Source organism: Kribbella sp. NPDC023972 (assembly GCF_040639075.1).
Taxonomy (GTDB): domain Bacteria; phylum Actinomycetota; class Actinomycetes; order Propionibacteriales; family Kribbellaceae; genus Kribbella.
On the sequence record NZ_JBEZZH010000003.1, the window covers coordinates 101,340 to 115,159 of the forward strand.

A 13,820-nucleotide genomic window follows, 5' to 3' on the forward strand; every position below is an offset into this window, starting at 1 on the left:
GCAGGGATTCAGCGCCGCGCCGCCCATTCCTCGTCGAGGATCGCGTAGACGAGCTGATCGGCCCATTCGCCCTTGAAGAACTCGTCATGCACGAAGTGCGCCTCCTGTCGCATGCCGAGTTTCTCCAACACCCGGGCCGAACCGAGGTTTCGGGCGTCGAGTCGGCCGATGATCCGGTGCAGCCCGAGATCGGCGAAGCCGAGCTGGAGCACCACCGCAGCTGCTTCGGTGGCGAACCCCTTGCCGTGATGGTTGGGGTGGAACACGAACCCGATCTCGCCTTGTCGATGCTCCCGGCTCAACCACTCCAGGTGGACCTCGCCGATCACCCGGTCGAGCTCCGGCAGGACCACGGCGAGCGAGAGGCGCTGCCCGGCCTCGTCGAGCATCGACTCGCCGATCTTCTGATCGAGAACTGTCCGCGCCTGCGCAGCATCACCCGGCTCCGAGTACAGGTAGCGGTTCACGTCCGGCCGCGAGTTGATCGCGTACAGGTCCTCGAAGTCGGCGGCCGCGAAGGGCCGCAGCTCCAGTCGCGCAGTCACCAAGGGATAGGCCGGTCGCACCACCGGTCGATCGTACGACCTCACCGGCACGATCTTGACTCCAGGGTGATCCGAATCAACCCCCCTCTGTTCCCAGCTTGCCGACATCACGCGGAGCATCCACTTGGTTGGGGGTGTCGTCCCCACGAGATCGGTGTCACGACCACTTGGCCCGCTCGTCAGCGTGGTCGTCTTGGTGACCGGCTGCGGCGGATCCCAACCGAGAGCCCGGCGCAGGCTCTGGGAGCAGTGCGCCGAGTGCCGGAACGATCAGCACAGCGGTGCCACCATCTCTGGTCACGGGGACTACGGGCTGGCTGGCCTACTGAAGTATCAGCACGCCCGGCTGGGCGCACGTGTGCACTTACGCGGATGGACTGGAGCGGGTGGCGCCTGGCATCTGCTCCGCGGTGGTGACGACCCCGACGAACGTGTTCGATGGATGGTGCTCCAGAAGCGATCTTGGGCGCGAGCGCATCCAGACGGCACGAAACGTGTTAGCGGCCTGGCCAACACCCGCGCGACGGCGCGTGGACGCAAGGCCCCCAAGAGTCGCCCGGATGCCCCTGAACAGCCGTCAACGACCCACGACCAGTGAGCAAACCGGTCCGCGTACTGACCGGTCAGCGACCCAATCGGGCCGCGAGACCGTCGAGCACGCACTCCAGGCCGAACGCGAACTCGACGTCGGGGTCGAGTTCCTCGGCTTCGAGGACGCGGCGGGCGAGCATCGGGTGCTCGCCCGCCGCGAGGACCTCGCTGATGTAGGGGCCGACGCTGCGCTGCCACTGCTCCTCGGTCAGGCCGGTGCGCTGCTCGGCCAGCCGAACGGCCTGCTGGGTGGCCACCGAGCCCAGCACGTACGCGCGCACGGCGCCGAGCGCCTGCGAGGCCAGCGTGATGTCAGGCGTGAGTGCGACGGCGGCGCGCAGCGCGGATTCGGACCGCCGCAACGAGTTGGGGCCGAGCGAGGGCCTGCCCGCCAGTTCGCCCGCCAACCACGGGTGCCGCAGCAGGGTCGCGCGCAGCGCGTGGGCGACCGCGGCCAGGTCGGCGCGCCAGTCCCCCGCGGGCTCGGGGAGCGGGTCCTCGCCCTGTGCCGCGTCGACCATCAGTTCCACCAGCTCGTCGCGGTTGGTGATGTAGCGGTAGAGGGTGGCCGTCCCGGAACCGAGGTCGCCGGCGACCCGGCGCATCGACACCGCGGCCAAGCCCTCCGCGTCGGCGACGGCCAGCGCGGCGGCCACGTACTGGTCCACCCCCGGCGCGCGCCGGCGCGGTTCGGGGCGCGGCCTGGTCCACACCGACGAGGGAGCGGGTTCGGTCATCGGGTGGTTCCTTTCCTCGTTGACCGGCATCCTACCTTCTGGCTACGGTGTATCCATGACGGAAACAGCGTATCCAGAAGTGCCGGTGCTCGTGGTCGGAGGCGGCAGCGTCGGGCTGCTCACCGCGGCGCTGCTCGACCACCACGGCGTCCCCGCGGTGCTCGTCGAACGCCGGTCCGGGCCGTCGGTCCACCCGCGCGCCACCGGCATCGGGGCGCGCACCGTCGAGGTCCTCCGCGAGCTCGGTCTCGACACCGCCGTCGACGCCGTCGCGGTCGACCTCCGGGGCGCCGCGGGCAAGGCGGTGGCACGGACCGTCGTCGAGATGGGCGCGGGCGACGTCGTGACCGTGCCCATGCCGACCCCGTCCGCCGCTGAACTGGACACGACGCCGTTCAAGCTGCGCGGTGTCTGCGCGCAGGACCGCCTCGACGCCGTGGTTGCGGCCGACCTGGCGCGCCGCGGAGCGGATCTGCGCTGGTCGACTCGCCTGGTCGGCATCGCGCAGGACGCCGGCGGGGTCGACGTCGAACTGGAGGGGCCCAACGGCCGCTACTCGCTGCGCTGCGCGCGCGTGGTCGCCGCGGACGGCACGCACAGCGCCGTACGGACCGCGCTCGGCGTGGGCACCTCCGGGGCGGGCGACCTGGGCAAGTCGATGATCAACATCCTCTTCCGCGCCGATCTCCGACCCCACCTGCGGGGGATGTCCTTCGCCACCTGCACGATCACCACGCCGGAGGCGCCCGGCCTGCTGGCGACCGTGGACGGCGAGACGAACTGGGTCTTCCACGTCGCCTGCGACGTCGACGGAGGCGAGCGCCCCGAGGACTTCACGCACGAGCGCTGCGTCGCGGTCGTCCGCGCGGCGGTCGGCGATCCCGACCTCGACGTCGAGGTGCGCAGCGTGCTTCCGTGGCGGCCCCGGAGCTCCCTGGCCGACCGCTTCGCCGTCGGCCGCGTGTTCCTCGTCGGCGACGCCGCGCACACCGTGTCACCCCTGGGCGCGTTCGGCCTCAACACCGGCGTCGCCGACGCCCACAACCTGGCGTGGAAACTGGCCGCCGTCCACCACGGCGAGGCAGGCGCCGGCCTCCTCGACACCTACGCGCAGGAGCGCGAGCCAGTCGCTGCGGCGACGCTGGACCAGGCGATGCGCAGGCTCGCCGACCCGGAACTGCACTGGGGGCGTGGACCCGAGGCCGACGCCGCCAGGGCGGCGGCGGGGGTGTGGGCGGCGCCGGTCGTGCACCTCGGCCAGCGGTACGACTCCGCCGCCGTCGTCGACCCGCGGCCGGAACTCCCGTCCACGGTGGACCTGGCGGTGGCGCTGGACGGGTCGCCGGGCTCACGGGTGCCCCACGCGTGGGTCGACGGGGTCTCCACGCTCGACCTGGTCGCGTCCCGGTGGACCCTGCTGGTGGGCGCCACGGGCGACCGGTGGCTCGCCGCCGCGGCGGACGTCGGCCTACCAGCACACCGGGTCTCCGCACCGTGGCTGTCCGACGACGGGGCCCTGCTCGTGCGACCGGACGCGATCGTCGCGATGCGGGTCACGGCACCGGTCCCGGACCCGCCGCGGTTCCTCGCCGACGTCCTGGACCAAGTGCTGGCCAGGCAGGTCGCGGTACCGAGCACCTGACCGGCGGGCTCCTCGACGGAGGCGCCCCCGTCACGGCTAGAGCTTGATCGTGCTGACCATGAAGTTCGAGAAGTACGCGGCGCTGCTCTACCGCACCACTTCATGAAGCGGATGGGGCTGCAGAGCCTGGACGAGCTGGTCGACCCCGATGCTCGCACCTGAGCCGACCGGCGACGACGGGCAGGTCCGGCTGCAGGGCACAGCTGGCAGCCGTGGACGCGGCATCAACTTCTCGGCGCGGGTCACCGTTGTTGTCGGTCGAGCGCCTCGTCCAGGAAAAGTGCACTGTTGATGAGGGCGAGGTGGGTGAAGGCCTGCGGGTAATTGCCAAGGAAGCGTCCCGCCGGGTCGAGCTCCTCCGCGTACAGGCCCAGGTGGTTCGCGTACCCATGCAGCTTCTCGAAGAACAGTCGCGCCTTGTCCACCTGACCCGACCGGGCCAGGCACTCGACGAACCAGAACGAGCAGATGCCGAACGTCCCCTCGGCACCCTCCAGCCCGTCGGACGCAGCAGCCTCCGGGCGGTAGCGGTAGACGAGCGCATCGTCGACCAGCTCCTCCTCGATCGCGGTGAGCGTGGACAGCCAGCGCGGGTCGTGCGAGGCGATGAAGCCGACCAGCGGCATCATCAGCGCGGACGCGTCCAGCGTGTCCCCGCCTTTGTACTGAACGAACGCCTGCTTCTCCTTGCTCCAGAAGCCGTTGTAGATCTCGTTGTGGATGTCGTCGCGTACCTCGACCCAGCGGGCCAGCGGGGCGGGAAGCGAGCGTCGCTGCGCGATGCGGATCGCCCGGTCCATCGCCACCCAGTCGGTGAGCCGTGAGTAGATGAACTCGCGCTGACCGCCGCGCACCTCCCAGATGCCCTCGTCGGTGTCGCGCCAGTGCTTGCAGACCCATTCGGTCGCCGCGCTCAAGTCCTGCCACAGGGCGTAGGAGATCGGCTGGACGCGCTCGTCGTAGAGGTTGACCGCGTAGAGCAGCTCGCCGTAGATGTCGAGCTGGGTCTGGTCGTAGGCGCCGTTGCCGATACGCACCGGCGCCGAGTCCCGGTAGCCGCTCAGGTGGTCCAGCGTCTGCTCAGTCAGGTCATGTCGACCGTCGATCCCGTACATGATCTGCAGCTTTCCGGGCTCCGTGGCCTCATCGAAGCGAGCCTCGACCCAGCGCATGAAGGCGCTGGCCTCCTCGGTGAAGCCGAGCTGGATGAGGCTCGCGACGGTGAACGACGCGTCGCGGACCCAGGTGAACCGGTAGTCCCAGTTGCGCTCGCCTCCGATCTCCTCGGGGAGCCCGAAGGTCCCGGCGGCGGCGATGGAGCCGTACTTCTGCGAGGTGAGCAGCTTCAACGTCAAGGCGGAGCGGCTGATCATCTCCTGCCAGCGTCCGCGATAGGACATCTTCGCGTTCCACTCCCGCCAGAATGTCAAGCTGTGCTGGAAGGCGCGCTCGGCATAGTCAGCGGCCTCGGTGGCGCTCTGGGTGTCGGAGTCGACCGTCTCCAGGATGAAGTCGACGCTCTCGCCCGAGGCGAGAGTGAAGTCCGCGATGACGTCGCCCTCGACGATCTCCACGGGGACCGCGGACCGCAGGCGCAGCGGCTTCACCTCATCGCCTTCCGGGGTGAACCAGATCTCGGCGCCCCTCACCTCGGCCTTGTGGTCTACGCGCGCGTAGTCGAAGCGCGGTGCACACTCGAGGCGAAGGTCGACCGGCCCCCGAACCGCATTCACCCGGCGGATGAGAATGTGGGTGTGGCGCATGTCCTCGAGTGGCATGAAGTCAGTGACCTCGACGAGCCCGTCGGTGCTGAGGAAGCGGGTCAGGAGCACGTTCGTGTCCGGCAGGTACATCTGCTTGTGACGGAAGCCATCCCCGGCCGGCGCGATCTTGAACCGTCCGCCCTTCTCGTCGTCCAGCAGCGCAGCGAAGACGGTGGGGGAGTCGAAGTGCGGGAAGCACATGTAGTCGACGGACGCGTCGACACCGACCAGCGCGACCGTGTGCAGATCACCGATGAAGCCGTAGTTCTCGAGCGGTTGGTACGCCACGAAGTTCTCCCCCTCTATCAGTCACCGTGATCGAGCCCGGTTGACCCGTCGGCACTGCTGCTTGCTGCGTTATGAGACCCGGCACGTTCCGGCCGTTCGGCGCTCGGGTGCCGAGCCGCAGCCGGAAGGTGCGTGCGCAGGACCGAGCGGTACCTGGGGTCATGGAAGAGCTTGGCGGTGAGGATGACGCGCGGCACCAGCAGCCACAGCGCCGCGACGAGGGCCGCGCCGACGGCCGGGCCGAGGAAGTACACCCACCACTGCTGCCAGTGCCCGGACACGATGCTCGGTCCTAGGGTGCGCGCGGGGTTCAGGCCCGTGTTGGTCAGCTTGGAGCCGAGCCAGGTGTCGGCGGCCACGACCAGACCGGCTGCCACGGGTGTCCACCGCACCCAGGTGCGGGCGGACAGGAACAGGAACATCGCGCCGATCAGGAGGGCGACCATCAGCGCCTCGACGGCCACCGCCGCAGCGGTGCTCACCTCGGGAGTGATCGCGCCGTACTCCACCCCTGCGGCGCGTTTGCCCCAGACGACGCGAAGAGCGATCGTTCCGAGGAGGCCACCCGCGAGCTGGGCCGCCCAGTATCCGAGCAGATCGTGCGGGTGGACGTGTCCGGTGATCCAGAACGCCAGGGTGACCACGGGGTTGAGATGCGCACCGCTGAGCCGGCCGATCGGGCTCGTCGCGATTCCGACGATGATGGCTCCGAAGACGAGGCCGAGCAGGAGCAGGCGCACCGACAGGGACGGGATCCACTGGTGGAACGCCGATCCGGGGTGGAACACGATCGCGACGCTCGACAGGGCGCCGAACACGAGGACGGCGGTGCCGACGAACTCGGCGGCCCACTCGCCAAGGTGGAGGCCACCGACGGCGGGCTGCGGTGCCGCGGTCGCGTCGTGGCTCGCGTCGTGGCTCAGGTCGCGGCTCACCTCGTGTCCGGCGACGGGTCGGACTCGTCGAAGATCTCGAGACCGTACTTGGGTGCGACCCTCCCCAGCAGCTCCTGGTCGATCACCCGGCCCGGCGACGGCTCGTCGTTCACCCGGGGGGTGCCCAGCTCCCGGAAGTAGCCCTCGATCCCGGATGGTAGGAAGATCAGCAGGATCCGGCTGGGTTCCTCCAGCGTGTTCTCGAACTTGTGCAGGCTGCCCTTGGGCATGTGCACGAAGCCGCCCGGGCCAAGCGTGAAGTCCTTGCCGTTGGCAACTACACGCACCTCGCCGTCCAGCACGTAGATGGACTCGCTCTCGCGCTCGTGGATGTGCAGGGGCGGCCCTGACCTGGCCGGCACCAGCGTCTCGACGAACGTCAGCCCGCCCTCGGTGTCCTTGGCCTCGGCCTTGATCGTGTCCAGGTCGCCGAACACCCACAGTCCCTCGCCGCCGCCCGGCGGCACGTGGATGATCCTGGCGGGCTCGAGTGCGGGGACGACGCTCATGGTGACTCCGATGCCGGTCGGTTCAGTGGTGTGGGTGGAGCTCGTGCGACTGGAGCTCGACGAGGGTGACGATGAGGATGGGGTCGATGACGGCCTCCATCAGGTGACCGCCGGCGGTCGTGCCGTTCCGCCGGCCGACGACGACGTGGCCGTGGACGTTCAGGCCCTTGTCGTCGGTCGTGAGGATGTCGCCCATCAGGCTCAGCACCTCGACCTGCTCCTCGTGGAAGGCGATCTCGTCGAAGCCCCGCGTCCGGAGGTTGAAGAAGCCCAGCCGAGTCTGCTCGAAGCCACCGATCGCGGTGAACGACGCGGCGTCGATGCTCTGGCCGGCGACGTAGTCGGCGAGCCCCTTGACGGCTTCCTCACCGGGGTCGAAGAAGACCAGGTGGGTGCGCTGCGGACCCGAGCGCCCATCGAGGATGCGGCTGTGCATTGGACGTGCTCCTCTGCTCGGTGGAGTCCAGCAAGGTCTCGATTCGGCAGCAGGGGGGCGTTGTCGAAGAGTAGCGAGATGTACGCATACAGTAGCAGCAGACGCTACCGCGTCAACTAATCTCCGGAGGAACCCATGCGGTTCGGCATCTGCTTGTACCTGTGGACCACCGACTTGACCGACGAGCACCTGCACCTGATCGGCGACCTGAAGCGGCTCGGCTACGACGGCGTGGAGGTCCCGCTGAGCTCCGGCAACGCGAGCGACTACCGGCGGATCAGGCAGGTCCTGGACGACGAGGGCATGGCTTGTACGACGATCATCAACGTCGGCCCGGACAAGGACACTGTCAGTCCCGACCCCGCGGTCCGTCAGGCCGCGCTCGACGAGCTCACCTTCGGGATCGAGACCAGCGCCCTGCTCGGCAGTGAGGTCATGTCAGGCCCGTACCAGTGCGCGTACGCCCACTTCACCGGCGCCGGTCCCACCGAGGCCGAGCTGGAGCGCTCTGCAGAGGTGCTCCGCAAGGCCGCGGAGCTCGCTGAGCCGGCCGGCGTACGGCTCGCCGCTGAGTTCCTCAACCGGCACGAGAGCTACCTCGTCAACACCATGGCCGCGGCCGCCGACCTGGCCCGGCGGGTGGATCACCCGGCGTTCGGGATCCTTTACGACACCCACCATGCCCATGCCGAGGAGAACGACGTGGGCGCGGCCATCCGCGACCACGCCGAGCACATCCACCACGTCCAGTTCAGTGAGAACAACCGTGGGTCGCTCGGCAGGGGGCAGGTCGACTGGGCGACCACCGTGGCGGCACTCAAGGCCGTCGAGTACGACGGCTGGGTGTCGGCGGAGGCCTTCGCAGCCGATGTCCCCGGGCTGTCCTCGGCCGCGCACGTGTGGCGCGACACGTTCGACTCGAAGGACGGCTTCGCGAGAAGTGCGATCACGTTCATGCGCCGGCAGTTCGATGCCGACTAGCGGCACGGAGCTGCCGGCGGACTACCTGGTGTCGACCAACGGTGGCATGGCCCACGATCCGTATCCGAGGGCCTTGGCGCCGGGTGGGTTGGCGCCGATCGTGGGCCACAGCAGGCCTTCGGTGTAGGAGCCGGCCGAGGGCACGAACGTCCGGTCCGACTCGTCCTCCCCGTAGCGCTGCCGCCACTCGACCGGCAGCTCGTACCAGGTGCCGACGTACCAGAGCTTGATGAGGGCACGCGCCACGGGGCCGAGCTTCTCGTCGCTGAGAATCTGCGTCCGCAGCCCTGCCTGCACGGCGACCTCGTCCTCGCCCGCGTCGCGCCGTACGCCGCTGAAGGTGTCCAGGAGCTGGCCCACGATGTCCTCGCCGACGATCTCGTCGACGGTGGCCAGATACAGCTCCAGCTGTCCGGTCCCGCGGAGGTGGTACGCCCCGAAGCCGGTCACTGTCGAGGAGAACGCGAGGAAGTCCGCGAGCCGTCCCTGGTCAGCGCTCATGATCCGTCCTGTCCGGTAGACGAGAGCTCGAAGGTGGGAGCGGCATTGGGGCCTGCGATCCCGTCGATCGGCTGGCGCATGAGCTGGTACGCCAGGTCCTTGATGCGGAACATCTCTCCGACTGCCTCGACCAACAGTTTCGGCTCACCCTGGAATGCCCGGGTCAGGAGCGCCAGGAAGTCCGCGTAGTACCTGTTGAACGCCACGGCTCCGGCGTACAGCTCGGACCCTGCCGGGTAGTGGGCCAGCCGGGCGTTCGTCTTGATCGGGAGGACGGCGTCCCAGTCCACCTCCAGCGGCAGTCCGCTCGGGCTTCCGGGCGCGTCCCCGGGACGGTAGTAGCGGCCGAGCATCAGCTGCTCGAAGCGGTAGAAGTGCGCGATCTCGTCCTCGTAGTCGAAGATCGCGCCGCCGACGCCCTCGCCCTGCTCGGTGATCAGCCGGATCGCCGCGAGCGCCGAATCCAGGTCGGTGACGGGAACGATCGATCCACCGCCTGAGTAGTAGTACTCCGCCGTGATCTGCCGCGCCGGGTCACCGTTGAAGAGGGCGTCACCGTGCTCCGCGTGGAGCTCGACCAGCGCGTGCTCGATGGCCTGGTAGAACTCGCCGATGGAGTAGAAGTGTTCCTCGGAGTCGTCGTGGACCCGGGCCGCGCGCAGCGAGCGCCTGGTCTTGCGACGGTGGACGGTCCGGACCTCCTCACCCCCGGAGAGGGCGGGACGCTCGATCTTCAGGAACGTTTCGACGGCCTCCTTGGAGAACGCCTGCAGACTGACCTCGAAGTCCGTCTCGCCGTCCGGCAGGCAGGCCGGGTACGTCGGCACGAAACCGTCGTGGGTGAGGTCGGGGTCCCCGCCGACCGCGTTCAGAAGGTTGGCCGCCAGCGTCAGGTGCAGCATCTCCTCGACGACCACGGCGCGCAGGACGTGGTACGCCTCGGAGTTCGTGCCCGGCTGGATCGAGTACAGGGCGACGAGGTACGGCGGGATGGTGGCGTGCTCGAGCTGCAGCGCCGCGCCGAGGTTGCGGCGCAGCGCGCCCACATCGGGGACGTGGTGGTTGTTCATGCGACGCCTGCCGTCTGCAGCTCGATGGGTGCGTTGGCGCGGCGCAGGTCCTGCACGATGGTCTCCGAGGTCACGAAGCAGAGCGCGGACAAGGTCAACGTGGTGTTGGCGGCGCCAATGCTCGGCATGCTGCCTCCGCCCGCGAGATAGAGATTCTCGTGGTCCCAGGAGCGCTGCTTGCCATCGACGACGGAGTCCCGGGAGCTCGTGCCCATCAGATGAGTGCCGGCCCAGTGGTTCCCGCCCTTGATGACGAAGGTCTCGCCCTCGTAGGTGACGGAGCCGGGCGCGGCCGGGTCATAGACGGTGTGGTCCTCGGCACCCAGCCGCTGGTAGATCCGCCGGGACAGCCGCCGGGCGAACGCGGCGGTCTCGAGGGTGTAGTCGGGGATGCTCAGCGAGACGATCGGCCGCAGGTTGCCGAGCTGGTCGACGTACTTCGGGTCCACGCTCACTCGGTTGCTCTCCTCCGGCAGCACCTCGATCATGAACGCCAGCAGCAGCTGACGAGACACCTGATCGAGCAGGGCGCGGCGCAGGTCGCCGCCGAACTTGTTCCGCTCGTCCACGAGCGTGTTGACGGTCGTGTACGGCGAGCCGGTGGCCCAGCCCCACCCCTCGTTGTGGATGCCGGCGTGGACGGCGGCTTGCCGGTGCCGGAAGGAGCCGGTCCGGAACTCCTCGATCCCGGAGGTGGCCAGCGGTCCGCGATGGACGCCCATCACCTCGGGCATCAGCGCCCACGTCAGCAGGTACGCGTGGTCCATCAGGTTCCGCCCCATCAGGCCGCTGGAGCTGGGCAGGCTCGAGGCCAGCATGAGCCGGGCGTTCTCGATCGCGTTCGCCGCGAGCACGAAGACCGTGCCGCGCACCGAGCCGGTCGTGTGCGCGCCGGAGTCGGCGTCGCGATAGCTCTTGTACTCGATCTCCGTGACCCTGCCGGTCTCCGGGTCCACGTGCACCTTCGAGGCGACCGTCTGCGGAAGAAGGTCGACTCGGCCCGTTCCCAGCGCTTCGAACAAGGTTCGGCGTGCGTCGTACTTCGCCTGGACCGGGCAGATCGGGACACAGTTGGCGTTGCCCTGACAGCGCTCGCCCTGCTCGGCCTGATGCAGGCTCGCCGCGCCGGCCGGCGTGTAGCCCTTCCCGTTGTCGTACGCCGGGTTCGGGATGCCGTTGCGCGCCTGCGGCGTACTGCGCACGGTGAGGCTGAACGTCTCGCCGTCGACCGTCACCTCGGTCCCGTCCAGGTCCTTGGCGATCATCTGGTCGAGGTACGACGGTGGCATCCGGTGCATCGGGTAGACGTACCCGGGTGCGAAGGTCAGGCCACAGTACGTCTGGTCCTCGACCTCTCCCGCCACACCCAGCTCCCGCTCGGCCTTCTCGTAGTACGGCTGGAGGCTCTCGTGGGAGATCGGCCAGTCGCGGCCCCGGCCGAACCGGGTGCGTAGCCGGAAGTCGTCGGGAAGCATGCGGAAGGTCTTGCCCTCCCAGTGGCGGGTCGTGCCGCCCAGGACCCGCGCGTAGGTGCCGTCGGTCTCGAACGGGCCGTTCTGGACCAGGTGCCCGGCGGTGCTGGGTGTACCGGGGCGAATCTTCTCGGTCTCGAAGCTCCGCGGCATGCGGGCGTTGCCGCTCTGGCGGTACGGCGAGTTGTCGTCCTTGGCGGTGGCCAAGTAGAACCGGTCCAGGTTCTCCTCGTAGTCGCGAACCGTGACGTCGTCGCCGAGGCCTGCCTCCATGACCAGCACCCGGTATCCGGACGCGCTGATCTCCTTGGCCAGGATGGAGCCGCTGACCCCGGAACCGACGACCACGACGTCGTAGTGCGCCGCGGACGCGGCCTCGGGGGTGACGTGATGAACAGCGCTGGTCAGGTCCGTCATGAGGCGTCCTCAGGATCGCGTGCACGGTCCTCTGACGCAGGGGGAAGCCAGAGTGCTCTGATGGCACACGGTATGCGACGGGATACTAAGCGTCAACGTACGTACCTTGAGCCCACGAAGTGCTACCTTGCGTAAGCAGGGTGTTACAGATCTTCACCCTTCACGGAGGAGAACGGACCGCCTTCCCCGCGCTCAGGCCTGCGCCAACATCCACAGCGGTCACTTCCGACGAGGGGCCCCATGATGGCCATGTTCGACCGCGACAAGATCCGCTTCGCGATCATGCCGACCTGCTGGACCAACGACGATTTCCCCTGGGTCGGAGACGACATCCCCTTCGAGCAGTGCGTCAGCGAGATCGCCCTGGCGGGCTTCGAGGGGTGCAGTGTCGGCCACAAGTACCCGACAGACCTCCCGACGCTGAAGAAGGAGCTCGGGATGCGGGGGCTGCAGGTCTCCGAGCCGTGGGTGAGCCTCTACTTCACCGCGAACGACATGGCCGACCTCACCATCGAGGCGTTCCGCAAGCAGATCGCGTTCATCACCGAGATGGGCGGGGAGCGCATCGTGGTGGCCGAGCTCGGCAACTCCGTGCACCAACTCGCGAACGTCGCGGTGCTGCCGAACAAGCCCGTGTTCGACGACGAGCAGTGGACACGGCTCGTGGACGGGCTGCACGAGGTGGGCAAGCTCACCAAGGAAGCCGGCCTCGACCTGTGCTACCACCACCACATGGGCACCGGTGTCCAGACCCGCGCCGAAGTCGACCGGCTCATGGCGGACACAGACCCGGACTTGGTCCACCTGCTGCTGGACACGGGGCACCTGCTCTGGGGCGGTGACGACCCGCTGGAGCTGGCACGCGCGCACGCCGACCGGATCCGGCACGTGCACCTCAAGGACATCCGGCCGGCGATCATGGAGGAAGCGGTCGCGAAGCGCTGGAGCTTCTACGACGGGATGATGGCCGGGGTGTTCACCGTGCCGGGTGACGGGTGCATCGACTTCCCGCCGATCCTGCAGACGCTGGCCGACGCGGGGTACGAGGGCTGGTTCTCCGTGGAGGCGGAGCAGGACGCGCGGAAGGCGAACCCGCTGGAGTACGCGCTCAAAGCACGCGCCTACCTGAGGGAGGTCGTGGGCTTCTAGCCCTGCTCTACATGACGCTGCTCGCGGCCACCGGCCTGGATCGCATCGAACGGCCCGAGCTCGAACTGCTCGGCGCCGTTTGCCTGGGGTTGCTGTTCATCTTCACCCGCACGCTGCGGGTGCGCCTGGTGAGGTCAGAGCGTGCCGCGGACTCACTCTTCGCAGGCATGGCCTCGGCGTACGTGTTCCTCGTCCTCATGCCCGAGCTGGACGCGCTCCAAGAGCTTATCGGCGGTCGGGCCTACGTGCTCGTGCTGGCCAGCTTCGCCGGGATCTACGGCGTAGAGCACGCGGCGCACGTCGTGCCACGCCTACACCGGGAGGAGGGGGAGGAGCTGCTACTGCTGTGGATGCGCGCGGCGATGCTGTGGGGTTACGGGTTCCTGTTCATGCTGGCCATCCCCGAGTTGGTGGAAGCCGACCTGTGGCTCTACTTCGTCTCGTTGTCGGTGGGTGCGCTCGCGGTCGCCTTCAAGAGTTACGAGGTCTCCGAGCACCATCCACTGGTGTACCAACGCTACGGGCGGTGGGTCATCGCGACCGGTCCGCTCATCGGCGTCGCGGTCGACCTGCTCGGCCTCGACCTCAGCGCGCTGTTCGTGGATCTGCTGACCGCCTACGTGGCGGGCTTCATCATGCTGCTCGCGTTCACCGGTGCTGTCCTGGATCACCAGCGAACGCGATACGGCTTCTTCGTGGTCGGGGCGGGCATCTACGTCGGGGTGTTCATCGCCAGGTACGTCTTCCTGGGCAGCGCGTGAGCCTGTCCACCAGTTCCCGAGAA

General features: G+C 68.6%; 13 protein-coding genes. 4 read left to right on the forward strand and 9 right to left on the reverse strand.

The features are described 5' to 3' along the window. Window positions 1-8: 8 nt before the first annotated feature. The gene (locus tag AB0F43_RS13505; protein WP_360474833.1) at window positions 9-569 is read right to left on the reverse strand and encodes a GNAT family N-acetyltransferase; all 561 of its coding nucleotides are present in this window, start codon (window positions 567-569) and stop codon (window positions 9-11) included. A gap of 599 nt (window positions 570-1,168) precedes the next feature. Next, on the reverse strand, window positions 1,169-1,873 hold the full coding sequence (locus AB0F43_RS13510; RefSeq protein WP_360474835.1) for a TetR/AcrR family transcriptional regulator C-terminal domain-containing protein: 705 nt from the start codon (window positions 1,871-1,873) through the stop codon (window positions 1,169-1,171). 55 nt (window positions 1,874-1,928) lie between these two features. On the opposite strand from AB0F43_RS13510, the gene AB0F43_RS13515 reads away from it, so the two are divergent. Further along, window positions 1,929-3,515 (forward strand): FAD-dependent monooxygenase, encoded by a 1,587-nt coding sequence (locus AB0F43_RS13515; protein WP_360474838.1) that lies wholly within the window; start codon window positions 1,929-1,931, stop codon window positions 3,513-3,515. A 242-nt stretch (window positions 3,516-3,757) separates the two neighbouring features. Here the strand turns inward: AB0F43_RS13515 and AB0F43_RS13520 are convergent, their stop codons facing one another. The 4 genes from AB0F43_RS13520 to AB0F43_RS13535 are packed head-to-tail and all read right to left on the reverse strand — an operon-like array spanning window position 3,758 to window position 7,446. Next, window positions 3,758-5,566, reverse strand: coding sequence for a glycoside hydrolase family 15 protein (locus AB0F43_RS13520; RefSeq protein ID WP_360474841.1), 1,809 nt, complete (start codon window positions 5,564-5,566; stop codon window positions 3,758-3,760). A 17-nt stretch (window positions 5,567-5,583) separates the two neighbouring features. Further along, window positions 5,584-6,501, reverse strand: a complete 918-nt coding sequence (locus AB0F43_RS13525) for an aquaporin (protein ID WP_360474843.1) — start codon at window positions 6,499-6,501, stop codon at window positions 5,584-5,586. Further along, a complete protein-coding gene (locus tag AB0F43_RS13530) occupies window positions 6,498-7,010 on the reverse strand; it encodes a quercetin 2,3-dioxygenase (protein WP_360474846.1) in 513 nt (170 codons plus the stop codon). Before AB0F43_RS13530 ends, AB0F43_RS13525 begins: the two co-directional genes overlap by 4 nt. A 22-nt stretch (window positions 7,011-7,032) precedes the next feature. Further along, the gene (locus tag AB0F43_RS13535; RefSeq protein WP_360474849.1) at window positions 7,033-7,446 is read right to left on the reverse strand and encodes a DUF296 domain-containing protein; all 414 of its coding nucleotides are present in this window, start codon (window positions 7,444-7,446) and stop codon (window positions 7,033-7,035) included. Between the two features lie 135 nt (window positions 7,447-7,581). On the opposite strand from AB0F43_RS13535, the gene AB0F43_RS13540 reads away from it, so the two are divergent. Further along, window positions 7,582-8,427, forward strand: coding sequence for a sugar phosphate isomerase/epimerase (locus AB0F43_RS13540; protein ID WP_360474852.1), 846 nt, complete (start codon window positions 7,582-7,584; stop codon window positions 8,425-8,427). A gap of 21 nt (window positions 8,428-8,448) precedes the next feature. Here AB0F43_RS13540 and AB0F43_RS13545 read toward each other — a convergent pair whose 3' ends face one another. The 3 genes from AB0F43_RS13545 to AB0F43_RS13555 are packed head-to-tail and all read right to left on the reverse strand — an operon-like array spanning window position 8,449 to window position 11,887. After that, entirely contained in the window at window positions 8,449-8,928 is a 480-nt protein-coding gene (locus AB0F43_RS13545; protein ID WP_360474854.1) for a hypothetical protein, read from the reverse strand. Further along, on the reverse strand, window positions 8,925-9,998 hold the full coding sequence (locus AB0F43_RS13550) for a ferritin-like protein (RefSeq protein ID WP_360474857.1): 1,074 nt from the start codon (window positions 9,996-9,998) through the stop codon (window positions 8,925-8,927). Before AB0F43_RS13550 ends, AB0F43_RS13545 begins: the two co-directional genes overlap by 4 nt. Beyond that, entirely contained in the window at window positions 9,995-11,887 is a 1,893-nt protein-coding gene (locus AB0F43_RS13555) for a GMC family oxidoreductase (protein WP_360474860.1), read from the reverse strand. The genes AB0F43_RS13550 and AB0F43_RS13555 overlap by 4 nt, the downstream gene beginning before the upstream one ends. Window positions 11,888-12,127: 240 nt before the next feature. Between AB0F43_RS13555 and iolE the strand changes: the two genes are divergently transcribed. Next, window positions 12,128-13,036 (forward strand): myo-inosose-2 dehydratase, encoded by a 909-nt coding sequence (gene iolE, locus AB0F43_RS13560; protein WP_360474863.1) that lies wholly within the window; start codon window positions 12,128-12,130, stop codon window positions 13,034-13,036. Window positions 13,037-13,047: 11 nt separating this feature from the next. Next, window positions 13,048-13,797: a hypothetical protein gene (locus tag AB0F43_RS13565; RefSeq protein WP_360474866.1), complete on the forward strand. Its 750-nt coding sequence runs from the start codon at window positions 13,048-13,050 to the stop codon at window positions 13,795-13,797. The last annotated feature ends 23 nt before the right edge of the window (window positions 13,798-13,820 follow it).